The organism is Pontibacter pudoricolor (genome assembly GCF_010092985.1).
Taxonomy (GTDB): Bacteria; Bacteroidota; Bacteroidia; order Cytophagales; family Hymenobacteraceae; genus Pontibacter; species Pontibacter pudoricolor.
Genome location: NZ_CP048106.1, coordinates 3,056,403 through 3,079,567, shown reverse-complemented (window position 1 = coordinate 3,079,567; position 23,165 = coordinate 3,056,403). Strand labels below are relative to the sequence as shown.

General features: G+C 46.3%; 26 protein-coding genes. 16 read left to right on the top strand and 10 right to left on the bottom strand.

Features of this window, described 5'->3' with window-relative positions; all coding sequences use genetic code 11:
* Positions 1 to 111 precede the first annotated feature (111 nt).
* The 3 genes from hemB to GSQ66_RS13380 form a co-directional block, all read right to left on the bottom strand.
* The gene (gene hemB, locus GSQ66_RS13390) at positions 112 to 1,086 is read right to left on the bottom strand and encodes a porphobilinogen synthase (RefSeq protein ID WP_162427928.1); all 975 of its coding nucleotides are present in this window, start codon (positions 1,084 to 1,086) and stop codon (positions 112 to 114) included.
* Positions 1,087 to 1,282: 196 nt separating this feature from the next.
* The gene (gene rocD, locus GSQ66_RS13385) at positions 1,283 to 2,524 is read right to left on the bottom strand and encodes an ornithine--oxo-acid transaminase (protein WP_162427927.1); all 1,242 of its coding nucleotides are present in this window, start codon (positions 2,522 to 2,524) and stop codon (positions 1,283 to 1,285) included.
* Positions 2,525 to 2,644: 120 nt separating this feature from the next.
* The gene (locus GSQ66_RS13380; protein ID WP_162427926.1) at positions 2,645 to 2,953 is read right to left on the bottom strand and encodes a hypothetical protein; all 309 of its coding nucleotides are present in this window, start codon (positions 2,951 to 2,953) and stop codon (positions 2,645 to 2,647) included.
* A 138-nt stretch (positions 2,954 to 3,091) separates the two neighbouring features.
* Between GSQ66_RS13380 and GSQ66_RS13375 the strand changes: the two genes are divergently transcribed.
* From GSQ66_RS13375 to GSQ66_RS13325, 11 genes are all read left to right on the top strand, one after another.
* The gene (locus tag GSQ66_RS13375; RefSeq protein ID WP_162427925.1) at positions 3,092 to 3,265 is read left to right on the top strand and encodes a DUF5522 domain-containing protein; all 174 of its coding nucleotides are present in this window, start codon (positions 3,092 to 3,094) and stop codon (positions 3,263 to 3,265) included.
* Between the two features lie 15 nt (positions 3,266 to 3,280).
* Positions 3,281 to 4,153: an arginase family protein gene (locus tag GSQ66_RS13370; RefSeq protein ID WP_162427924.1), complete on the top strand. Its 873-nt coding sequence runs from the start codon at positions 3,281 to 3,283 to the stop codon at positions 4,151 to 4,153.
* 737 nt (positions 4,154 to 4,890) lie between these two features.
* Positions 4,891 to 5,130 (top strand): 50S ribosomal protein L28, encoded by a 240-nt coding sequence (gene rpmB, locus GSQ66_RS13365; protein WP_162346556.1) that lies wholly within the window; start codon positions 4,891 to 4,893, stop codon positions 5,128 to 5,130.
* The gene (locus GSQ66_RS13360) at positions 5,130 to 6,539 is read left to right on the top strand and encodes an aminopeptidase P N-terminal domain-containing protein (protein WP_162427923.1); all 1,410 of its coding nucleotides are present in this window, start codon (positions 5,130 to 5,132) and stop codon (positions 6,537 to 6,539) included. Before rpmB ends, GSQ66_RS13360 begins: the two co-directional genes overlap by 1 nt.
* Positions 6,540 to 6,684: 145 nt before the next feature.
* Positions 6,685 to 6,873 carry a 50S ribosomal protein L33 gene (rpmG, locus tag GSQ66_RS13355; protein WP_162427922.1) on the top strand — a complete coding sequence of 63 codons (189 nt, stop codon included), beginning with the start codon at positions 6,685 to 6,687 and terminating at the stop codon, positions 6,871 to 6,873.
* A gap of 2 nt (positions 6,874 to 6,875) precedes the next feature.
* Positions 6,876 to 7,028 (top strand): DUF4295 domain-containing protein, encoded by a 153-nt coding sequence (locus GSQ66_RS13350; RefSeq protein WP_162346559.1) that lies wholly within the window; start codon positions 6,876 to 6,878, stop codon positions 7,026 to 7,028.
* A 108-nt stretch (positions 7,029 to 7,136) separates the two neighbouring features.
* Entirely contained in the window at positions 7,137 to 8,099 is a 963-nt protein-coding gene (gene ftsY / locus GSQ66_RS13345; protein WP_162427921.1) for a signal recognition particle-docking protein FtsY, read from the top strand.
* Positions 8,100 to 8,108: 9 nt separating this feature from the next.
* The gene (locus tag GSQ66_RS13340) at positions 8,109 to 8,624 is read left to right on the top strand and encodes a carboxypeptidase regulatory-like domain-containing protein (RefSeq protein WP_238395688.1); all 516 of its coding nucleotides are present in this window, start codon (positions 8,109 to 8,111) and stop codon (positions 8,622 to 8,624) included.
* Between the two features lie 283 nt (positions 8,625 to 8,907).
* Entirely contained in the window at positions 8,908 to 9,333 is a 426-nt protein-coding gene (locus tag GSQ66_RS13335) for a hypothetical protein (RefSeq protein ID WP_162427920.1), read from the top strand.
* Positions 9,334 to 9,561: 228 nt separating this feature from the next.
* A complete protein-coding gene (rimO, locus tag GSQ66_RS13330; protein ID WP_162427919.1) occupies positions 9,562 to 10,875 on the top strand; it encodes a 30S ribosomal protein S12 methylthiotransferase RimO in 1,314 nt (437 codons plus the stop codon).
* Positions 10,876 to 11,081: 206 nt separating this feature from the next.
* Positions 11,082 to 11,477 carry a hypothetical protein gene (locus GSQ66_RS13325; protein ID WP_162427918.1) on the top strand — a complete coding sequence of 132 codons (396 nt, stop codon included), beginning with the start codon at positions 11,082 to 11,084 and terminating at the stop codon, positions 11,475 to 11,477.
* 5 nt (positions 11,478 to 11,482) lie between these two features.
* Here GSQ66_RS13325 and GSQ66_RS13320 read toward each other — a convergent pair whose 3' ends face one another.
* On the bottom strand, positions 11,483 to 11,863 hold the full coding sequence (locus GSQ66_RS13320) for a PH domain-containing protein (RefSeq protein WP_238395687.1): 381 nt from the start codon (positions 11,861 to 11,863) through the stop codon (positions 11,483 to 11,485).
* Positions 11,864 to 12,205: 342 nt separating this feature from the next.
* On the opposite strand from GSQ66_RS13320, the gene bshC reads away from it, so the two are divergent.
* Together bshC and GSQ66_RS13310 are read left to right on the top strand one after the other, a co-directional pair.
* The gene (gene bshC, locus GSQ66_RS13315; protein WP_162427917.1) at positions 12,206 to 13,783 is read left to right on the top strand and encodes a bacillithiol biosynthesis cysteine-adding enzyme BshC; all 1,578 of its coding nucleotides are present in this window, start codon (positions 12,206 to 12,208) and stop codon (positions 13,781 to 13,783) included.
* On the top strand, positions 13,783 to 14,355 hold the full coding sequence (locus tag GSQ66_RS13310) for a 5-formyltetrahydrofolate cyclo-ligase (RefSeq protein WP_162427916.1): 573 nt from the start codon (positions 13,783 to 13,785) through the stop codon (positions 14,353 to 14,355). Before bshC ends, GSQ66_RS13310 begins: the two co-directional genes overlap by 1 nt.
* Before the next feature lie 2 nt (positions 14,356 to 14,357).
* Here the strand turns inward: GSQ66_RS13310 and GSQ66_RS13305 are convergent, their stop codons facing one another.
* From GSQ66_RS13305 to mnmD, 3 genes are all read right to left on the bottom strand, one after another.
* Entirely contained in the window at positions 14,358 to 15,494 is a 1,137-nt protein-coding gene (locus tag GSQ66_RS13305; protein ID WP_162427915.1) for an endonuclease/exonuclease/phosphatase family protein, read from the bottom strand.
* A 136-nt stretch (positions 15,495 to 15,630) separates the two neighbouring features.
* A complete protein-coding gene (locus GSQ66_RS13300) occupies positions 15,631 to 15,975 on the bottom strand; it encodes a hypothetical protein (RefSeq protein ID WP_162427914.1) in 345 nt (114 codons plus the stop codon).
* A gap of 162 nt (positions 15,976 to 16,137) precedes the next feature.
* The gene (gene mnmD / locus GSQ66_RS13295) at positions 16,138 to 16,815 is read right to left on the bottom strand and encodes a tRNA (5-methylaminomethyl-2-thiouridine)(34)-methyltransferase MnmD (RefSeq protein ID WP_162427913.1); all 678 of its coding nucleotides are present in this window, start codon (positions 16,813 to 16,815) and stop codon (positions 16,138 to 16,140) included.
* Positions 16,816 to 17,069: 254 nt separating this feature from the next.
* On the opposite strand from mnmD, the gene GSQ66_RS13290 reads away from it, so the two are divergent.
* Together GSQ66_RS13290 and rlmN are read left to right on the top strand one after the other, a co-directional pair.
* Positions 17,070 to 17,498: an acyl-CoA thioesterase gene (locus GSQ66_RS13290; protein ID WP_162427912.1), complete on the top strand. Its 429-nt coding sequence runs from the start codon at positions 17,070 to 17,072 to the stop codon at positions 17,496 to 17,498.
* Between the two features lie 21 nt (positions 17,499 to 17,519).
* Positions 17,520 to 18,593 (top strand): 23S rRNA (adenine(2503)-C(2))-methyltransferase RlmN, encoded by a 1,074-nt coding sequence (gene rlmN, locus GSQ66_RS13285; RefSeq protein ID WP_162427911.1) that lies wholly within the window; start codon positions 17,520 to 17,522, stop codon positions 18,591 to 18,593.
* Positions 18,594 to 18,920: 327 nt separating this feature from the next.
* Here rlmN and GSQ66_RS13280 read toward each other — a convergent pair whose 3' ends face one another.
* Positions 18,921 to 19,883, bottom strand: coding sequence for a YihY/virulence factor BrkB family protein (locus GSQ66_RS13280; RefSeq protein WP_162427910.1), 963 nt, complete (start codon positions 19,881 to 19,883; stop codon positions 18,921 to 18,923).
* A 134-nt stretch (positions 19,884 to 20,017) separates the two neighbouring features.
* Between GSQ66_RS13280 and GSQ66_RS13275 the strand changes: the two genes are divergently transcribed.
* The gene (locus GSQ66_RS13275) at positions 20,018 to 20,773 is read left to right on the top strand and encodes a hypothetical protein (protein WP_162427909.1); all 756 of its coding nucleotides are present in this window, start codon (positions 20,018 to 20,020) and stop codon (positions 20,771 to 20,773) included.
* A gap of 50 nt (positions 20,774 to 20,823) precedes the next feature.
* On the opposite strand, the gene GSQ66_RS13270 is transcribed toward GSQ66_RS13275, so the two are convergent.
* Positions 20,824 to 22,266, bottom strand: coding sequence for a DUF4403 family protein (locus GSQ66_RS13270; protein ID WP_238395686.1), 1,443 nt, complete (start codon positions 22,264 to 22,266; stop codon positions 20,824 to 20,826).
* Between the two features lie 404 nt (positions 22,267 to 22,670).
* Positions 22,671 to 22,820 carry a hypothetical protein gene (locus tag GSQ66_RS13265; protein ID WP_162427908.1) on the bottom strand — a complete coding sequence of 50 codons (150 nt, stop codon included), beginning with the start codon at positions 22,818 to 22,820 and terminating at the stop codon, positions 22,671 to 22,673.
* Between the last annotated feature and the right edge of the window lie 345 nt (positions 22,821 to 23,165).

The window sequence follows — 23,165 nt, the reverse complement described above, 5'->3', positions numbered from 1 at the left end:
CATACATCATATGTTTTTAAAATGGTTTCAGAAACATTGAGTTAAATAGTGCCATAAACAAAAAAAGCACCGGTAGGAGCCGGTGCTTTTTTAAATTATAGTTGGTTAGTTTTATCTGCGGATGAACTGGGCGTATTCTTTGGCAAAATAGGTAAGAATAATGTCGGCTCCGGCGCGTTTTATACTTGTCAGTACTTCTACCATTGCTTTTTCACCATCTATCCAACCATTCTGGGCAGCAGCTTTTACCATGGCATATTCACCGCTGATATTATAAGCTGCAATGGGCAGATGCGAGTTCTCACGGAGCAGTTTAATAATGTCCAGGTAAGCTAAAGCTGGTTTCACCATCAGGAAGTCTGCGCCTTCCTGTGTGTCCAGTTCGGCTTCGATCAGGGCTTCGCGGCTGTTGGCAAAGTTCATCTGGTAAGTTTTTTTGTCGCCTTTTTTAGGGGCTGAGTCCAGGGCATCGCGGAACGGGCCGTAGAACGAACTGGCATACTTGGCTGTATAGCTCATAATGCCTACCTTGTGGTAACCGTTCTCATCCAACACGTTACGGATATAGCCAACACGGCCATCCATCATATCCGAAGGGCCAACTATATCGGCACCGGCCTGTGCCTGTACTAAGGCCATTTTGCCTAATACTTCCAGTGTTTCATCGTTCAGTATTTCTCCGTTCTCAACTATACCGTCATGTCCATCCGAACTATAAGGGTCCAGGGCTACGTCGGTCATCAGCACTACATCCGGGAAATTCTTCTTTATCTCGCGTATCGCTCTCGGGAAAAGGCCGTCCGGGTTGTGGCTTTCAGAGGCCATTTTATCTTTCAGCTGTTCTGGTATGCTGGCAAACGGGGCAAAAGCTTTTACGCCCAGCTCTACGCAGCTGTTCACTTCTTCTAAAAGGGTATCGATGGAGAAGCGGTTAATGCTAGGCATAGAGCTGATCTCTATTTTCTTATTCTGGCCTTCAATAATAAAAAGCGGGAAAATGAAGTCGTTCAAACCCAGGGTAGTCTCTTCTACCATGTTTCGGATAACTTCGCTCTGACGGTTACGTCGTGGTCTTCTGGTTATCATATCTATATTAAATAAATATAAAAAGCGTGTAAATCAATGTGGTGCAAAGGTACGGTTTTATTGTTGATTGTTGAATTGATAAACTGGTGAAATCCTGCTGCAGTACAAAAACAGGAAGCGGCAGGCGATTGTTTTAAACTATAAAAGCGACACCGTAGCGTCGCTTTTATAGTTTATATGGGCAAGCTATAGTTGCTTAGAAACTCATCAGTACCGATTCAATAATATCGCAGCACTCGTGCAATTGCTCTTCGGTAATAACCAGTGGCGGTGCAAAGCGGATAATGTCGCCGTGTGTTGGTTTGGCCAGCAGGCCTTTCTCCATTAGCAATACACAAACATCCCAGGCGGTGCGCCCGTCAACAGTTGGTTCAATTATGATCGCATTTAAAAGGCCACGACCACGAACAGTAGTTACCAGTTCGGGGCGTTCCATTTTTATCTGTTCCATGCGCTCCCTGAAGATGTGGCCTAGGTTGTGTGCGTTTTCAGTCAGGTTTTCGTCTTTAATTACATCCAGGGCTGCCATCGCAACAGCTGCAGCCAGCGGGTTACCCCCAAATGTAGAGCCATGTTCGCCCGGGTTTATGCAAAGCATGATATCATCATTCGCCAGCACACACGAAACCGGCAGCACACCACCCGATAAAGCTTTACCAAGTATCAGGATATCGGCTTTTACATCATCATAATAAGTGGCCAGTAATTTACCGGTGCGGCCAATGCCTGTCTGTATCTCGTCAGCCATAAACAGCACATTATACTCTTTGCAAAGCGCATGGCATTTAGCCAAATAACCTTCATCCGGAACCATAACACCTGCTTCACCCTGAATTGGCTCTACCAGGAAACCGCAAACGTTCGGGTTCTCTTTCAGGGCCAGTTCCAGTGCATCGACATCGTTATAAGGAATTACTTTGTAGCCTGGCATGTATGGCCCGAACCCTTTGGTAGAGTCCGGATCGGTTGAGAAGGAGATAATGCCGGTGGTGCGGCCATGGAAGTTGTGCTCTACCACTATAATTTCAGCCGAATTTGGTGCCAGTCCTTTTTTAGTGTAGCCCCACTTGCGCGCCAGTTTTATAGCGGTTTCTACGGCCTCGGCACCTGAGTTCATGTACAAAGACTTGTCATAGCCGAAATACTCACAGATATGCTTTTCAGCGATGCCCAGCTTATCGTTATAAAACGCCCTGGAGGTAAGTGTAAGCTGCTGCGCCTGCTCGGTAAGTGCGTTTATGATGCGCGGGTGGCAGTGACCCTGGTTTACGGCGCTGTATGCCGACAGGAAATCGTAGTAATGTTTGCCTTCTACGTCCCAGAGGTGCACGCCTTCGCCGCGGGTAAGTACAACGGGTAGCGGATGGTAGTTGTGAGCGCCATATTTATGCTCGATGTCTATGGCTTCCTGGCTCGATGAAATGGTATGTGTGTTCATAGTTTTATAAGGTAAGCTCTTGTTCGGGCGCGGGTATACCTTTGCCGTTATACTTTTACATAAAAAAAAGTTTATTGTTGTAAATGTAGCAAAACCCGCCCTGAATTAAAACTACGATATTTATGCTCGAGGTGCCTGCCTCAGGTAACGGCCAACTATAGCTTCAAACTCTTCGGGAGCATATTCTGCGTAGGTGTCTGTCATAATGCCCAGCTTGTTATCCATCGTTCTGAAGCCATAAATCTCCCGGTGGCCTGTTGTGTCATGTGCCTTTACATGGTGCTGCTCCAGTAACGTAAGTTGGGCAGGAGAGACAGGAATAGAAAGCTCGGAGCAGAATAGCTGGCGCTGTTGTATGGTAAAGGTGTTTACAAAGCCTCGGGCCCGCATATCTCTAACAGCATCGGAAAGCGTTTGGTAGGTAGGCATGGGCTGATGTATTGAAGAGGAAACAGAACTATACAATAGCATAACGCTTGTAAGCGTATTGGGAGTGCGCTGAACCTGTTTTTTTGGCTAACGCATCATATTTACAGATATTTGTAAGCAATACATAAGTGAAAGGAAATGCAGCCGCTAAAAGAAGGTGAAGATTATTATTTAAACGAGCAGGGGCTGATGGTTTTTACAGCAAAATTCCACCTGAAACGCGGATACTGCTGTCAGAGCGGATGCCGCCATTGCCCCTATGGTTTCCGGAAAAAGCAACACGAAACCGATAAGGACAAAGATAAACTATAGATATCCTGTAAAACTATGATCCAACTCATTGGTGTGCCCACTTTTGCCGGCGCTCTTCACCCCGGAACCGATGAAACCCCGGCAGCTTTGCGCAAACATGGCTTGAAAGAAACGATAGAAAAGTCAGGTATTGAAGTCTCTGATTTTGGAGACTTGGCGTTGCCGGCTTACCTGCCAAGGCATAACACGGCTCCGGTGCGTAACTGGCCCTCTCCGCGGATGGTCTGGGAAACTATAGTGGAGCAAGGCAGTAAGTGGTTCGATCCTGAAAAGTTTAACCTATTGCTGGGCGGTGACTGTAGTATAGTTGTCGGTGTAGCAGATCATCTAACAAAACTATACGGTGATAAACTATACGTGCTGGTGATAGATGCACATGTGGATGTAGTAAAGCCTGACCCGAATGTTTGTGTAGGTGCGGCGGCAATGGGCCTGTGGTTTTTAACGAACGAGAACCTATTGTGGCAAAAGCCTGCAACTATAAACCCGGAGCAAATAACTGTTCTTGCCTGTCAGAATCCGCCTTCCGAACCGTACGGCATTCAAACTATAACCCTAGAGCAACTTCGCATTAATCTGCAAGAAACTATAGCTGCTGTACTTTCGAGCATTCCGGAAGATGGCAGGATCCTGATCCATTTTGATGTGGATAGTGTTGGCAGAGACGAAATGCCAGCTGCCTACGCACCTAGCGAAACCGGGTTAACTATAGCTGAAGTCCGCGAATTATTGACCAGCCTTGTAGCCGACCCTCGCACTATAGCTATGGAAGTGACAGAGTTTTCGGCTGTAAAAGATGAGAATGGTAGTAATGTCCGGAGTTTAGTAGCGTTACTTGCTGATGCTGTGAGTGTGGGAATGAAGATAAGGAAAGCTGCGGTGTTATAGTTTTATAGTTGTGGTTTTAACCCACCCCTGCCCCTCCCAAGAGGGGAATTTTCGGCTGTTGCTATAGTTAGATGAATTGTTCTATAGTTACAGACCACGCACAGGACAGGTTTACCTGTCCCTACGAAACTATAGCCACGGTAAAACGATGCAACTATAGCTTATCACTTAACTATAGCAACTATAGCTATCGAAAGATCACAGTCTTTGGGTTGAGCGCCTTTGCTTTGTTGCGGTGCCGATAGGCAACCCGAGGTACAAGGGTAGCAAGAAAGCAGCAGCGCGATGCCTGAAGACGAGGCCTCCCGGCCGTGAGGGCACCAAAGCCAACTATAGAACGATAGGTAAGTAGAGCTCCAAGGATTAGATGCAGCTATAAAAGAAAAGGCTAGGTTCAGGTAGTAGAGACTATAACTATATAACCCAGATTCCTCACGCTGTTCGAAATGACAATAAAGGAAACTATAAAACAATTACAACCCCTCGGCTGACACTCGTGATGACAAAACAATGCAATTCATAACTACATGCTCACTTAAAATAACAACTTAAAATACTAGTTTTGTAGACAGTTGCAGCTATCAGAAGCAAATTGAAATGAATGAACAGATAGCTGAAAAGTAGCTTAGAAGCTTTTAAAGGCTGATTCAATAAAAATATCTGCCATGACTTTGACATTGTGTATCATTTTGCTGATATTTGCACCCCTATTGAAATAATTTAGAAGATAATACAAGATGGCACGAGTTTGCGACCTAACCGGTAAAAGACCTCAAGTAGGAAATAACGTATCACACGCTAACAATAAAACGAAGCGTAGATTTTATCCAAACCTTCAGAAGAAGCGTTTCTACATCCCTGAAGAGGATGCATGGATCACACTGAAAGTTTCTACTTCAGCTTTAAGAACTATCAACAAGAATGGTATCACTGCTGTTCTTAACAAAGCAGTAGAGCAAGGCTATATCCTGTACTAATGGCCGCCTTCCGGCTATGCGTGCTGCTGGTTTGGGCAACTATAACAGCTGTCACGGCACAGTCGCGTGTATTACCGGACAAGCCATCTGATACATTAGATAAAGAATTTCACCGGCAACGGAGAGAGCAATTGCGTAAGCAGTTACCAGCTCGCTCCGTTGCCGTCTTTTTTGCCGCGCCCGTTCGTAACCGCTCCAATGATGTAGATTACTACTATCATCAGGACCCTGATTTCTATTACCTGACCGGTTACACCGAGCCAAACGCGGTGCTTATAGTGTATGCCGAGCCGCAAACTATAGATGGTAAACAGGTGCAGGATCTGCTGTTTGTGCAGCCCAACGACCCGCGCGCCGAACAATGGAATGGTAAACGCCTGGGCGTAGAAGGTGCTTCCGCAGCGCTTGGCATTGCCACCCAACCCAACACAGCCTACCAGAAGTTCCAGTTCAATAAAGACCTGCAGAAAGCCTATATCAAACCGTTGCCAACTGATGTGCGCGACGATAAGCGCGATAACGCTGACCTGTATAGTTTGTTGGAACAGTTTAAAGCCAAAAACCTGACTACCGATGCAAAAGCGTTGGAGATGGTAATGGGGCAGATGCGTGAGCAAAAGACACCGGAAGAAATTAACCTGTTACGCAAAGCTGTCGCTATTTCGGCAATGGGACAGGTAGAAGTGATGAAAGCCATGCAGCCGAATATGTCGGAGCTGGAAGTGCAGGGCCTGCATGAATTTGTGCATAACAAGTATGGGGCGCACTTTGTCGGGTATCCGTCTATAGTTGGAGCCGGCAATAACGGTTGTGTGCTGCATTACATCGAAAGCGCCAAGCCAGCTATAGGCAACAACGAACTGGTGCTGATGGATGTGGGAGCGGAGTATAAAGGCTACACCGCTGACGTAACCCGCACGATACCTGCCAACGGTAAATTCTCTCCGGAACAGAAAATTATATATGAGCTGGTGTTAAAAGCACAGGACGCCGGTATTGAGCAGTGTAAAGTAGGGAGCCAGTTTTCGGCGCCAACACAGGCCGCCCAGGAAGTTATTGCAGAGGGACTCATAAAGCTGGGCATCATAAAGAACAAATCCGAAGTGCGCCGTTATTTTCCGCATGGTGCCACGCATTATATTGGCCTGGATGTGCACGATCCCGGCACGTACGGCCCGTTCAAACCAAATTCGGTGGTGACGGTAGAGCCGGGGATTTATATACCGGAAGGCAGCCCGTGTGATAAGAAGTGGTGGGGGATAGGTATCCGCATTGAAGACGATATCCTGATCACGGAGAAAGGCTGGGAAAACCTGTCTAAACTGGCACCGCGCACCGTCGCTGATATCGAAAAAATGATGGCACAGCCCAGCGCGCTTGATGATTTTAAGCTGCCGGAAATCAGGTAAATTGAACTATAAACCGTGTTTTAGGGCATTTTAAACTATAGTTTTGCCTTCTAAGGCTGAACTTTGGAAGAAAATTTATAGTTTGTTTGTAGTTAAGAATTTAAGACCCTATATTTGCAGTCCCAAATAAAAAATTACTAGAGAGATGGCTAAAAAAGCAAAAGGTAATAGAATCCAGGTTATTATGGAGTGCACAGAGCATAAAACTTCTGGCATGCCTGGAACTTCAAGGTACATCACTACCAAAAACAGAAAGAATACGGCTGAGCGTTTAGAGCTTAAGAAGTATAACCCGGTGTTGAAAAAAGTAACTGTACATAAAGAAATTAAATAACCATGGCTAAGAAGGTAGTTGCAACCCTAAAGACCGCCACAGGTAAAGACTGGGCAAAAGTGATCAAAGCCGTTAAGTCGCCAAAAACTGGTGCTTACAGCTTTAAAGAAGAAATGGTTCCTGTTGATAAAGTGCAGGAAGTTCTTGCAAAGTAATACAGCCTACTCTACTATTTAGATAGATAACACGAAGAAGTCCCTGCATTGGGACTTTTTTAGTATATTACCGTTTCATCGCAAAAGCTTACCCAACAAAAACGCAGCATGGGAATTTTTGACTTTTTCAGTAAAGAGAAGAAAAAGGAATCGCTGGACAAAGGGCTGGAGAAAACCAAAGACAGCTTTTTTGGCCAACTGAGCAAAGCCGTTATAGGTAAATCTACTGTTGACGTAGAAGTGCTGGACGAGCTGGAAGAAATTCTGGTACATGCCGATGTAGGCGTTGAAACCACTGTAAAGATCATCGACCGCATTGAGAAGCGTGTAGCCCGCGATAAGTATGTAAATACATCGGAGCTGGACAACATTCTGCGTGAAGAGATTGCTGCCTTGCTGGAAGAAAACAAAGCCGGAGACGGAGCTAACTTTGATTTGCCTGCAGGTATAAAGCCATATGTAATTATGGTAGTAGGCGTAAACGGCGTAGGTAAAACTACAACGATTGGTAAGCTTGCCTCACAATTCCACAAGGCCGGTAAAAAAGTAGTGCTGGGCGCTGCCGATACCTTTCGTGCCGCTGCCGTTGATCAGCTGATTATCTGGGGTGAGCGTGTAGGGGTGCCGGTTATATCGCATGGCATGAATACTGACCCTGCTTCGGTGGCTTACGATGCCGTGAAGAAAGGCGTAGAGATCGGTGCGGATGTGGTGATTATTGACACGGCTGGCCGACTGCACAACAAGGTTGGTCTGATGAACGAGCTTTCGAAGATCAAGCGAGTAATGCAGAAAATAACAGAAGATACTCCGCACGAAGTATTGCTGGTATTGGATGGCAGCACAGGCCAGAACGCTTTGCTACAGGCCCGCGAGTTTACCAAAGCTACCGATGTTACAGCGCTTGCCATTACCAAACTGGATGGCACAGCTAAAGGCGGCGTAGTAATCGGTATTTCGGATGAGTTCAAGATTCCGGTGAAGTATATTGGCGTGGGTGAGAAAATTGAAGACCTGCAGTTGTTTGATAAGCAGCAGTTTGTAGAGTCGTTCTTCTCGCGCAAAAAGTAAACTATAGTTATGAAGGGATTTCTGTTTTCGGCGCTGCTATTGCTGGCGGCCTGTTGCGGTAGCAAACAGGGCAAGGCAACCACAGGCTCGGAGGCAGATACCACTTCGGTTAATACTACACAGGTGCAGCAAAATCAGGCTACTATAAAGCAAGGTATTGCCGGTCGCATTTTATGGGAATCCGGTAACCGGATGCCTTCGCCGGATGCGCCGCCAACCGAAAGCAAACGTGGTGTGCAGCGCACGGTTTATATCTACGAGCTCACCAATGCCAACCAGGTTACCACGCAAAACGGTGTATTTCACACCAATATCCAGACTAAATTAGTAGCAGAAGTTGCTACAGATGCTAACGGAAACTTTTCTGTTGCGCTGAAGCCTGGCAAGTATAGCCTTTTCACGAAAGAAGAAAAGGGACTATATGCCAATCTTTTTGATGGGGAGATGAATATTTTCCCGGTTGAAGTGAAGGATGGGCAGGTTTCAACGATAGAGTTTCTGGTAAATTACCAAGCAAGTTATTAGTCCACTCTTTCACTTTCCCAAGGGAGTAAGTATCCTTTCGGCTCCCCTCACTAACACACAACTTCAGGCTTATTTTTGTTGCCTGTTCGCAGGGTTCAACTGTTTGTATTTCAAGCTGGTATAGCTTGAGTTAAAAGGGGTTGCTATATTCAAAGGAGCAATTATATGGCACTAAGTATAAACAGTTTTATTAAAACGACTGTTTGAACTGGGAGATAGCAGAAAATTGACTGCCTATTGAAATCAACAACAGTTAATACTTTACCCGCTCAAGATGTAAGCTATGGAAGTCAGCCTCATGGAATTAGCATATGATGAAGCCCGGAATACATTGAGCGTAAAATGGTCTGATGAGTTAAGTGTAGAATCGGCTCAGTTTTTTGATACCATCATAAAGTTATTTGCCACTATCCGGCAAAAGCAGGTTGCAAACCTGATTATAGACTCTGGCATTCCGGCCGGCGGTTTACTTACCGAAGAGATCATTGATTATTTTATCCAGCAGATTCCTGACACGCCGTTAAAAAATATCGCCATCCTGGAGTCGCCCGATTACTTATGGGATAATAATCTGTACCAGGTAATTGTTTTGCTTATAGTTACTTACGAGTTGCCCATTACAGTTAAAATGGTGAAGAACCGCTCTGCTGCATTAGAGTGGTTTACCCTGCAGTTGTTTATAGAGCCATCTGAAGATAAAAGAACTTAATGCTATAGTTAGCGAAAAGTGAATGCTGCTTTTACCTGTTTTGCAGCCTGTCAATTCTTTCCTGCTTTAAAAACCAAAGAAACTAACCAGATAGGACTCAGTAGTTTTGCAGTCCGTCTTTTATTAGCCAAACAAATTGTACCTTTGCAAACTGGTTTCCAAAACGAACCAATAGTGCCTGCTAAGGGTTTTTATTGATTGTAGCGTATTTCATTAAAAGTTAAGTAAGTGAAAGTAAGATCACTCAAAAAAGATAAAGTAAACGTAATCACATTGGGCTGTTCTAAAAACCTGGTGGATTCGGAAGTGCTGATGGGGCAGCTGCGTGCCAACGAGTTTGATGTGGCACACGAGTCTGACAAAGATGATTCGAACATCATTATCGTGAACACCTGCGGCTTTATAGACAATGCCAAGCAGGAGTCTATCGATACTATTCTGCGCTACGCCGATGCCAAAGAAGCCGGCCAGATAGATAAACTATACGTGACCGGTTGCCTTTCGCAGCGCTACAAAGACTCGCTGGAAGCGGAGATTCCGCAGGTAGATGCTTACTTTGGTACACTGGAGCTGCCGCGTTTACTTAAAACACTGGAAGCAGACTATAAGCACGAACTGATCGGGGAACGCTTACTGACTACGCCTTCACACTACGCCTATTTTAAAATTGCCGAAGGCTGTAACCGTCCATGCTCTTTCTGTGCGATACCCTTGATGCGCGGCAAACACGTGGATCGTCCGATTGAAGACCTGGTGCGCGAAGCAAAGCGACTGGCAAGCATGGGTACAAAAGAACTTATCCTTATTGCCCAGGATCTGACGTACTATGGTTTGCAACAATATGGCGAGCGCAAGCTGGCTGATCTGCTTCGTAACCTGTCGGATGTGGAAGGCATTGAGTGGATCAGAATGCAGTATGCTTACCCGTCGCAGTTTCCGATGGAAGTGTTTGATGTGATGGCTGAGCGCGATAATATCTGCAAGTACCTGGATATGCCATTACAGCACATCTCGGATAACATGCTGAAGACCATGCGCCGCGGTATAAGCAAGCGCAGAACGATTGAGCTGGTAGATTCTATCCGCCAGCGCGTACCGGACATTGCCTTAAGAACAACGCTTATTGCCGGCCACCCGGGCGAAACAGACCAGGATTTCCAGGAACTATACGATTGGGTGGGAGAGACCCGTTTCGACAGACTGGGTATTTTTGCATACTCCCACGAGGACAACACGCACTCTTACACCTTGGAAGATAACGTGCCGGAAGAAGTGAAGCAGGAGCGCGCCGATGCCATTATGGAATTACAACAAGGCATTTCGGTTGAACTGAACGAGGAGAAAGTAGGCAAAACTTACAAAGTGCTTTTCGACCGTAAAGAAAGCGGTTATTTTGTAGGCCGTACCCAATACGACTCTCCGGAAGTAGACAACGAAGTGCTGGTGCCAGCCGACAGCAACTATGTGCGCCTGGGCGATTTTGCAAATGTAAAGATCACAGATTCTTCTGATTTCGACCTTTATGGCGAAGTAGTAGCATAACTAACTATAGATTAACTATAAAAGTCCTTACCAGCTTGCGCCGGTAAGGACTTTTTTTTGTAAATGAGCATATCTGTGGCTAATTTGTAGCTGGTATAGTTACAGCCATATTTTTTGGACAAGTGCGGCTCCTAACAGTAATTATAGTGCATAAAAGCACCGCACCATTTTAGCTGGTCCAATGGCAGCAAAGCTTAAGATTACCCATGCGACATATAAAACTACTTACGACAGAGTTTCTTACCATTGAATACAATGCTGTAGATGATTTCTTATTTGCAGACTGGCATGGTAATCTGACAAACGATGCTATAGTTCAGGGGTATGAAAATATTCTGTTTTACCTGAAAAGAGAGCATAGTCACAAACTGCTCGATAACCACTACGATGTAAAGGGATTGTGGGCCGAACTTGCAGAGTGGTGTGCCAATGACTGGCACCCGCGCGCCGAAGCAGCCGGCTTAGAATACCATGCAGCCGTTTACTCTCAGGACCTCTTCAGCAGATTATCTACCGATAAAACCATCCGGATGGTGAAAAGTGGTATCGTAAAAGGCTTTGATACAGTGAAGGAGGCCGAAGGCTGGCTCAATTCTTTTTAGAATTATTACTTAAGCACGTACTTGCTCAGCACTTTATAAGCCTCGTTTATATTATCACCTTTCCGGAAATCCTGTTTTATAGTTGGTGCCGACTCGCCGGTCAGCCATATCTTTAGTTCGGCGTCGAAGTCCATCATGCCGGCCGTTTCTTTCGAAAACATTTTAATACTGCTGTACGGGATGCTCTGGTAATCTACTTTTGAGCCGGTTACACCCTGTTTATTTACCAGTATCAGCCGCTTGTTGGTAAACACCAGTATGTCGCGGATAAGTTTGTAGGCTTTCTCTATATGCTCGTTATCCAGCAGAATCGGCTGAAATTCGTTGGTCAGTTTTTCAATTGACACTTCGGAGGCATGGCCCATCAGGCCGCTTAATAATCCCATAGTTTTATGTTTTATAGTTTGAAAGTTGTCGGAATCAGGATTTACAGGATTTTAAGATGAGCAGGATTATCCAGAATGTAAAACCTGCCGTTCTATATTTTTTTGGAATGATCATTTCTGGTTTCTGCATTCATACGTTAGATTCCGATATCTGTGGCAGGTGCATGTCTTTTCATCTTGTCAATCCTAGAATCCTGTAAATCCTTGGGGTAGGGGCCCTATTTAAAGTTTCAGACAACTAAATAAAAGCCGTACTTTGTGGCGTGGCCGGTAAACTATAGTTTACCTGAAACACAAATCCGATTAAGCTGTTAAAGTAGCTATAAAAGAACTCCTGTATTGATGGAAGTAACAACAATGAAGATCACGAAGATGGATTATGCCGCAACCGGCGCCTTCTCCCAGACTATAGCCGACTACCTTTCTCAAAACGAAAAGCTAACGCCATTCTATAACCGTTTCCCGACTATAGCTGCGTTTGAAGCGCAGCTACAGGAGAAAAGCTTTAGCCAGGAGCAAAGGCAGGTGTTATACAAGGCCCTGCAGGAGCAGTATAGTTCGGTTTCAGAGATTAACCCGAAGGTGCAGCAGAACCTGGATTTGTTGTTGCAACCCAATACCTATACCATTACCACCGGCCACCAACTCAACATTTTTACCGGCCCGTTATACTTTGTGTATAAGATCATCACAGCCATAAATACCTGCAAGCAACTGCAGGAAAAATACCCGAACTATAACTTTGTGCCGGTATACTGGATGGCCACCGAAGACCACGATTTTGCCGAGATCAACCACTTTAACCTGTTTGGGAAAAGCTACAGTTGGGAGAGTGAGCAGAAAGGTGCCGTGGGCAGGTTCTCGACAAAAGGGCTGGAGCAACTACTGGATGAACTGCCTGAGAAGTTTCCGGTTTTTGAAGATGCTTATCGCAACAGCAATACCTTAGCCGATGCTACCCGCGCCATTACCCATAGTTTGTTTGGCGAGTACGGCCTGGTAACTATAGATGGCGATCATGCTGAACTGAAAAAAGCCCTGACGCCTATAGTTGAAAAAGAGCTGACCGAAAACCTGTCGCATAAGCTGGTATCTAAAACAAGTGCCCAGTTAGAAGAACTGGGCTACAAACCACAGGTCTATTCTCGTGAGATCAACCTGTTCTATTTAGAAGATAACCTGCGTGAACGGATCATTGAAGAGAACGGCAACTATAAAGTTTTAAATACGGACACCAGCTTTACAAAGGGAGAGATACTGCAGTTAGCCAAAGAGCATCCGGAGCAATTCAGCCCGAACGTGATTTTGAGGCCGCTGTACGAAGAACTGATACTGCCTAACCTGGCTTACATTGGCGGCGGGGCCGAGGTAGTGTACTGGTTCCAGTTGAAGCAGGTGTTTGAGCACTATAACGTTGCTTTCCCGCTGCTTATGCTGCGTAACTCGGCTATGTATATAAACCGTGGCAATGCCAGCCGCATGCACAAACTGGGCCTGACTCCGGAGGAGTTATTTAAGCCATACTTAGAGCTTAAGAAGCACCTCTCTGGCCAGCTGCACGACGAAGAAATTACCCTGGAAGCGCAACGTACAACTATAGAAGCTGCTTTTAAAGAAGTAGAAAAACTGGCACAAACGATAGACCCGACGTTAGTGAAGGCAGTGGCTGCCGAAGAGCAGAAAGCGCACAATGCCCTGCAGATGCTGGAGAAAAAGCTATCCAAAGCACGCGACAGCAAGCACGAGCAAACCTTTAAGCAACTCGAAAACCTGAAAGAGAAATTGTACCCGGGCGGTAGCCTGCAGGAGCGCCACGACAACCTGCTTTCTATACAGGCAAACAACCCAGACTTTATAGTTGCGCTGGTTGATGCTTTTGAGCCACTGGAGTTTAAGTTTACGATACTGGAAGAAGAATAATGCTGAAAGCGGAATTACGGAAACTGATGCTGCAAAAGCGCCGCGCACTGCCTGCAGAAGAGGTGCAGCGCAGAAGTGAAGCTATAGCCAATCAGTTTTTTGCGAGTTTCCCATTGCAGCCCGGGCAAACCGTGCACGTTTTTCTGCCGATTGTAAAGAACAACGAAGTAAACACCTGGCCCATTATTGAACGGCTGCGACTGGAGCACCCCGAAGTGCGCGTGGCTGTGCCGGTAACCGATGTGGAGCAAAATATATTAACGCACCACCACCTGACCAACGAAGCCATACTGGTAGAGAACCCGTGGGGAATACCGGAGCCACAAAACGCACAGCATATACTTGCTCCCGAAGTTGACCTAGTGTTGATACCGTTGCTGGCTTTTGATAGCGTAGGTCACCGGGTAGGCTACGGCAAAGGCTTTTACGACCGCTTTCTGGCAGACTGCCGGCCTGACGTGCTGAAGGTAGGTTTATCGCTGGAGCCCCCCGTAGAGACTATAGCTGACCCTAATCCGTTTGATGTGCCCCTGGATGCGGTGATAATGCCGGACGGGGTGTGGAGGAAGTAGGTTTATTCTGATTTCCCTTCCCGTTTATCTTCTGCAGCTTCTTCTTTCCCTTCCTCAATCAGTTCACTCGCTTCTTCCTGGGTTTGGGTATCAGCTTCGGGCTCTTCCTGTTCATACTTGTTTTCGGGCGCAAAACTTAGCCTGATAAACATAGGGAAATGGTCTGATCCGATGTTGGGCAGCCGCTTTATACTTTCAACTTTAAAATGAGTAGAGTGGAAAACATGATCCAGAGGCCAGCGCAGGAAAAGGTAATTGGCATTAAAGGTATTGTAAAAACCACGGCCTAAGCGTGGGTCCAGCAGGCCGCTTACTTCCTGGAAAAGCTCTGTGGTGCGCGACCAGGCCACATCGTTAAAATCGCCGGCTACTACTACCGGGTACTTCGAGTTGGCAATGTCACGGGCAATCATCACTATCTCGGCATCGCGTTTTTCAGATGTGGCGTCCTCAGTTGGTACGGGTGGTTTTGGGTGTACCACATGCAGTTCTACCCAGGTACCATTTCGCAGCTTTACAAATGTTTTAATGGAAGGAATGTCTTTATCAAGCAGGTAACTTACTTTTTGCTGGCGCAGTGGCAATTTGCTGTAAAGGTGCATGCCATAAGTGTTTTCAAGCGGTATCTCTACGCGGTAGGGATACTGTTTGGTAACAGGTGCCAGGCCCTTCTGCCATGCCATATCAGACTCTAACAGTAACACAATATCGGGTTCCTGCTTTTGTATAAGTGCAGCAAGCTTATCATGCTCTTTGTTGTACATCAATACATTAGAAACCAGTAAGCTAAGCCAGGTATTGGCAGGCGTATTTCTGTCTGCGTCCTTTACTTCTTTGGGTGCCAGGAAAGTATAAGGGTAAATATTAACAGCCTGGTAAATGATAACAATAGCGAGGGCAGACAGCAAAAATTTATCGCGCTTACGTTCTTTAGGAGCCAGCCAGAGGTAAAGTATAAAGCTTATAACAGCCAGTGCAAAAAGCTGCAGACGAGGGTAATCGAACACGCGGATGTACCACTCCTGTGAGTGCAGCAATGGCAAAAGTGTAGCAAGAATAGAAAACGTAGCAAGGGCTTGTAGTGCTATTACTACAGCAGGTCTTCTGATAAGGGCAGATGGTTTAGGTTTAGCAGGCAATGTATTGTATTACGGATATATAATGCAGCATTACGCATTTAGTTGACCGTAGTTAATATTACCTCATACAACTAAACTCAAAAAGCCCTCCCGACAGTTTGTGTCAGGAGGGCTTTTATAACTATAGCTGAAGCTATTATTTCTTTTTCTTACCTGCGTTCAGGCTTTTCAGGTGTTGCACCGGGCCAAACTCTGCCTGCTCTATCGTTTTACCGCTCAGGTAAATTTTGCGCAGTTTTACTTCTACAGGAGCCATAGTTTTGGTCATGTCAGAAGATACCACTTTGGTGTAAAATTCTCTTGCCTGTATGGAAGCACCGCGCTCAAAGGCGTGTGTCTGCTCATTTTTGCTAACCGGCAGGCCCGGTATTACCTGGTAGGTAGTGCAAACCACTTCGTACTTCGACTGGAACGGTTTTACAACGCCACGGCCAATTGCCTTTATCGGGCTTACTATTGCTTTCGTAAATAATTTCTTCATTTGTAAACGATAGGGTAAAGGATGTTTCAAGCTAATGCAAAATACTACAATATCCGGAAAGTTAAAGTTCACTTGCCAAATAAAACTATAAATGCAAGGCTGTTACCGCTATAGTTATACTTTGCAGGTGATGTAATTAACTGATATGCAGGCAGAAACAAACTATAGCACTGGCCGTGTGCCGCGTGTCATTTCGCGTTTTCCGGGAGGGCCGGGCAGCGCCTCTACTGTAAATCCTGCTGCCTTTAGGTTCCGTTTAAAAGCACCTTTGGCACAGTAGGTTACCAGCACACCGCCAGGGCGCACTGCTTTGTATAGTTTGGCAAACACTTCCGCCGTCCATAGTTCCGGCTGTTTTTCGGGGGCAAACGCATCAAAGTAGATCACATCGTAGTACGCATCCGGCGGGGAGAACTCTTCCAGTGTTTCGTGGATCTTTTGCAGCGTAAAATACGGGCTCAGGTCTGCAGGCACGTTCCAGGGCATGGCGTGCATCTTTTTAAAGTAGTCCAGCAGCTCCGGGTTCAGGATAAACTGCTCAAAGTGCAGCTGCTCCACTACTTCGGCTGTAAGCGGGTATTTCTCGAGGGTGTCGTACTGGATGAATGCCTGCTGGGCAAGGGCAAAAGGCAGCGTCAGGATAGCATTAAGGCCAGTGCCAAAACCGATTTCCAGTATCTTTACATCGCGTTTCTGCTCCAGGGCATGCTCCAGGCCGTGCTTTATAAACACATGCTGCGACTCCTGCAACGCGCCGTGCACCGAGTGGTAGTGCTCGTTAAGTTCAGGAACATACAGGGTGTTAGAGCCATCTTTGGTCTGGCGTATCTCGAGGTGCATGATTTTTAAGGTAAGCTACAAATGTAACCTATCCGGTGACTGTCTGCAACTAATAATGGACAGTGATTCACAAGATTTTACAGATTAAGCCGATCTTATAGTTTATAACCTGCTGATACAGGAGCCTGTACACAGGTATCCTGAATTTTCAGCATTAAATTGACGTAAAATTCCGCTTATCCCTTCATCTTTACAACCTGTACCCCGATAAAAAATCATCTGTAACAGGGAACATCCCCTCATAACCGTTAAAAATGGCACGCATAAAAGTAACGATACCCGAACATACATACTTTACCGCAACTATACCGGTACGCGTTACCGACCTGAACTATGGCAACCACCTGGGCAACGATGCCCTGCTCTCCATTCTGCACGAAGCACGCATGCAGCTGCTGGGGCACTTCGGGTGGAGCGAACTGCAGATTGGCGGCGCCAGCATGATTATGGCTGATGTGGCGATAGAATACAAGGGCGAAGGCTTTTACGGCGATGTGCTAACTATAAACCTGGCTTTCGATGATATTGGCAAGTATGGCTTTGATATTACGTACCACGTTCTCAACCAGCATGGCAAAGAAGTAGCCCGCGCTAAAACCGGAATGCTCTGCTTTAACTATACCGAGCGCAAACTAATGACCCTGCCCGACGAAGTAAAGGCTAAAATTGAAACTAAAGCCTAAGTATTTTTGTAATTTTGCAGTATGACGTTGATCGCAGATATTTCGATTCTTAATAAAAAAGACATCCGCAAGCTTACGCTGGACGACCTGAAGGCCTGGCTGGTAGAGCAGGGCGAGAAGCCTTTCCGTGCCAAGCAGATCTATGAGTGGCTCTGGAAGCATTCTATCCAGTCGTTTGCGGAGATGAATAATGTAAGCCTTGCCCTGCGCGAAAAGCTGGAGCAGCACTTTGCCATTAATGCGGTGCAGGTTGCCACGGAGCAGCTGAGCAACGACGGAACTATAAAATCTGCGTTCAAACTATACGACAGCAACATTGTAGAAGGCGTACTGATTCCGCATGATGAGCGCAAAACTGCCTGCGTTAGCAGCCAGGTGGGTTGTTCGCTTACCTGTAAGTTCTGCGCAACCGGCTATATGGACCGCGTCCGTAACCTCGATGCCGCGGAAATCTACGACCAGGTAGTGCGCATAAACGAGCAGAGCCTTCGCCAATATGGTCAGCCGCTTACCAATATTGTGTATATGGGCATGGGCGAACCAATGCTAAATTATGCCAACGTTATGAAGAGCATTGAGCGCATTACCGCGCATGATGGATTGGGCATGGCAGCGCGCCGCATTACGGTAAGTACAGCCGGCATTGCCAAAATGATCAAGAAGATGGCGGATGACGGAGTGAAAGCGAACCTGGCGTTGTCGTTGCACGCAGCTAACGATGAGAAGCGCAACCAGATCATGCCGATAAACGAGACTAACTCGCTGGAAGCCATAAAAGATGCCCTGAAGCATTACCACCAGGTTACAGGCCGCAAGGTAACGTACGAGTACATTGTATTCGATGATTTTAACGATACCCTGCAGGATGCTGAAGAGCTGCTACAGTTCTCTAAAATTATTCCTTGCAAGATTAACCTGATAGAGTATAACCCGATCGCCAACGCTGATTTTGTGAATACCGACGACGACCGTCTGCAGAACTTTATTTACTACTTAGCAGATCGTGGGTGCCAGGTAAATGTGCGCCGCAGCCGAGGTAAAGACATTGATGCTGCCTGCGGGCAGCTGGCTGTAAAAGAGAACCAGCAGGTCTAAACTATAGCTTGTTCAATTATAAAGTATAAACCCCGGTTGTTGCAAAACGCCCGGGGTTCTTTTTATAGTTGCTTTTATTCAGTGCAGGGACGCTAGCCAGGGCGAAGAGCTATAGTTGGCTAATTACAACTCTACTCCTTAAACCCTCGCTGTTCCGGACATCCATGTCCGGAACCAAAACTGCTGTGGACATCCTTGTCCGCGTTATTTGCACCACGGGGCAAGGGTGTCCCGTGCAGGTAACATTCGGATTTAAAGTCCGAAAGAGCTTTGTTGAAAGAGGCCCTGGGTCTTTTTGTACTATAAACCCTAGCTATACAGCACAGTCTACGGATTCTTATTATACCTGCCTTCCGGTTTTGGTCTGCCGCTGGCTTTGTCAGTTTTATCAACTGTTTCTTCTATAATGCGCACAAAAACGGCGTGCGGTTTTGGCCGGATATGCTGGCCGTAGCGCTCGGCGTATTGCTGCGTAAATTCAGCGCCATAAAACACGATCATCGACGAATAATAGATCCAGACAAGGATAACGATGATAGAGCCTGCTGCCCCGTAGGCCGAACCCGGATCAGAAGTACCGATATACCAGCTGATCAGGAACTTGCCCAAACCAAACAACAAAGCCGTTACTATAGCACCGATCAGCGTATCCTTCCAGCGAATGATACCATCAGGCAGGTATTTGAATATCAGTGTAAACAGCAACGAGATAAGCCCTACGGAAACTATAAAATCGATGAGCTTGATAAGCCAGACGCCAAGGCCGGGGAGCATGTCAGAGATATAACCGCTCAGGATTGCAATAGCAGCACTCATTACCAGTGAGAACAGCATCAGCAAGGCAATGCTCAGGATAATGCCGAATGAAAAGATACGCTCTCTTACCATGCGCATGATGCCATTCGTAGGTTTCACTTTCAGGTTCCAGACCGTATTGAGCGATTGTTGCAGGGTTACAAAAAAGGTAGTGCCTGCAAACAGCAATGTACCGATACCAACCCAAAGGGCCCACCCGCTTTCGCTTAAGCTGGCATTCTGCACAATAGCTTCTACTTCTTTAGCTGCTTCGGGCCCGACTGCTGTGGAGATCTGGTTCGAAAGCTCGCCTGAAATAGCTGCTTCACCCAGAAAAAAACCAGCCGCTTTTATAATGATCAGCAGCAGGGGCGGTATAGAAAAAATTGCATTAAAAGCCAGTGCCGCTGCCAACCGCAACGACTCATTATCCAGAAACTCCGAAACCGAAGATTTAAGAAGGGTAAAGATATCTTTAAAAGTATAGGTAGCCATTCGTTTTATGCCTTTGTTATGGGTTTTGATTACGTCTTGCCAAATATGATAGTTGGATTTAGGTGTAAACACTTTCATGTGTGGCAATTTAAGTTTTGTGAACGTATAAACTCAAACTATAAACGGGTTATAATATGGATAAGCACAAGTATACTTATAGTGCAGCAGGACTGCTGGCTTTTCTGTTGTTATTGATAGCGGTAGCTGCACCTGCTCCGGCGCTTGGCCAGGATGCAAAGGCAAAGGCGCTGGCGCAGCATGTAATAAAAAACATGGGTGGCAAACAGGGCTGGGACAATACCCGCTTTATAGCCTGGAGCTTTAAAGGCCAGTACCAGGTGTGGGATAAAAAAGCCGACCGTTTCCGGTGGGAGAAAGACAGCCTGGTTGCTATTATCAGCACCCGGACAAAAGACGGGAAAGTGTATGTTGCCGGCAAGGAGCTGCAGACCGGGGAAGAGAAACGCAGGTTGCTGGAACAGGCCTATGCCTTCTGGATCAATAACTCTTACTGGCTGGTAATGCCTTTTAAACTACAGGACCCCGGCGTAACACTGAAGTATATAGGCGAGGGCAAAACCATGGATGGTGCGGCAGCGGATAAATTAGAAATGACCTTTGATCATGTTGGCCTCACTCCGGAAAATAAATACCACCTGTGGGTAGATAAAAAAACAGGCCTGATTACGCAATGGACGTATTTTAAAAATTTCCACGATAAAAAACCCACCTTTATGCGTCGCTGGGCAAATTATAAAAACTATGGAACTATAAAGCTGGCATCGGACCGCAGCAACCCCGAGAGCAACTTTGTGATAGAAAATATTGCAACTCCCAAGCATGTGCCCACCACCGTATTTAACAGCCCGACGCCTATTCGTAAACTGTAAATGGCTGCCTGTAGAGCAGCCATTTATAGGGAGTATTGTCCGTATGCAAACTATAGTTTGTCTATAGTTGCGGTAAGGTTGCCTTTGGCAGTTATTACTGCGCGGATAGCAGTAGGTGTTAAGTAAATATTGTCCGGTTCTATAGTTTGTATCTTCCCTTTCAGTATTACCGACTCGTGCACGCGGCCCTGCTTATCCAGTGCCTGCTGCAGCGACTTATGTGCATCGGCTAGCTGGTCTTTTACAGGAATGTTCACCTGCTGCTGAATCATGTCTTTAAACTTGTTCTTAGCTAACCAGCTGGCCGTATTCAGTAGCTTGTCTTTGGTCTCCAGGGTATAATCCACGTCGCGTACTTTTATAGAGGAGGTAGCCGCATCGTAATACGGTGTGCCGCGCAGGTATACTTTGCCCACTATCTTTTTTGTGAACAGGCCTGCCTTTGTTTTACCATCCACATCCAGCATCAGCACCAGTTGGTCGCCACCCGGGCTTATAGTTGCATCTTTCACAGTCAGTTGGCTTTTGCCATCATCAAACTTGTAGGTCTGGTTGGCTATCTGCTGTTGCAGCATTTTACTGGCTTGTGTATAAGGAATGTCGGCCGTAAGCCCAACCTGTATGTTATCGGTCAGTTTGTTGTCTAAAACCAGGTTTGGCAGTTTCTTCAGAGATTGTGCTTTAGGCTTTCCGTCGGTAGTTACGTTTATGTACGATGTAATACCAATGCGCATGCCTAGTGTGCCATTGCGTGCCTGAAGCGGCGTAACACGCACATCCTGCGGCAACACCTGCAGCCAGGCATTTAAATCATCGTTTACTTTAACGGGCTCCTGCAGCATATTCCAGGCCTGCTGTACATATTGCTTTACATTAATCTGCTTCTGCAGCTCCGCATCAAGTTGCTTGGTCAGTGTTGCCATTTGTTTACGAAGTGCCGGCTCCACAAAGCGCGCCAACCCAATTTTTAACGGACCTAATTCCAGCACAGGTTTGGTATTGCCCCATTCAAAATCGCCTATGGTAGTAGTTTTAAGTTTATAGTCTTCCGTAAGCCCGATCTTGCTTTCGGTATTAATCACCATATCAAACCGGGTATCTTCGGTCTTATCGATGGCGGGGCAAAGTTTACACGGGTCCCATTTCCAGCGGCCTTTCGCGTAGATGTTGAGCGGTACACTGAAGTAAATCTTATCCTTATCAGCCCGGATGCTCATGCGGACATTTTTGCTCACAGTTACAGCTACATCGTCATCATCCAGGTTGGTATCGTTATAGAGTACACCTGCAAATTGTCGGTTCAGCATTTCTTCTAACGTCGCCACCTGCACACTTACGGGTATGGTTATGGAAGATAGTTTTGGCTGATATACCGGAACAGCAGATGCCGTAGCAACCGGCGCTTCAGTTTGCAGTTTTGAAGTGCTGGTGCAGCCGGTTAAGTATAAAGTTGCTGCCAGCAACAACGATGAAAGAAAAGTGGTGGATCTCACAGGGTTATAGTGTTTTCTGAAATTGCGGCGCAAGTTAGCACAGATTTAGTTGTTGTAACAGAGGGGAGGTTGGAATAGTGCCGTGGAGGTTGCTTGGAATAAAGGTCAGTATAGAATTGCCGGTTAAATATTGATTGGCAGGTTTGGCAAGCCGTAGCAGCGTGCGCAGTTCCTGCTAGCGACTGATCTATAGTTCTATTTCTCTTCTTTTGTCATCCCGAGCATCATACGAGGGATCTTATATGTCCTATAGTTCCAATTTTGTCATTTCGAACATTCTTGAGACGCGAGTCGAAGAGAGCCAGCGCAGCTGTGAGAATCTGAGTTCTATAGTGAGCTATAGTTGCAACCTGAACCAAGCCTTTTCTTTCATAGCCTTCTCTAATCCTGGGAGCTCTACTTACCTATCGTTTCAATCCAGCTTTGGTGCCCTCACGGCCGGGAGGCCCGTCTTCGGGCATCGCGCTGCGCGAATCTCTTTTGCTCCTTCGTCGCAATGCCTTACGGCACCAGATATTCACAAGGCGCTCAACCCAAAGACTGAGATCTTTCACATAGTTACTTTTGTCTATAGTTTGAACCGGTTAAGCTTCGACCTTTATCGTGGTGATAATTCCGTAGGGACAGGTCGCGACCTGTCCGCTCGACAGGCTGTAACTATAGAACCATAACTCAAACTATAGCAAACTCAGATTTCTCCCGCAGGTCGAAATGACAGTTAGGGAAGCTGCAGCAGAAAAGTCCCCCTTTGAAGGGGCGGGGGGATGACTAACGGAAACTATAGAACTATAGCTCAACTATAGCAACAGCCGAAATTCCCCTCTTGGGAGGGGCAGGGGTGGGTTAAAACAGCAACTATAAAACGATAACTACAACTATAGCGACAACTCGAAAGCTCC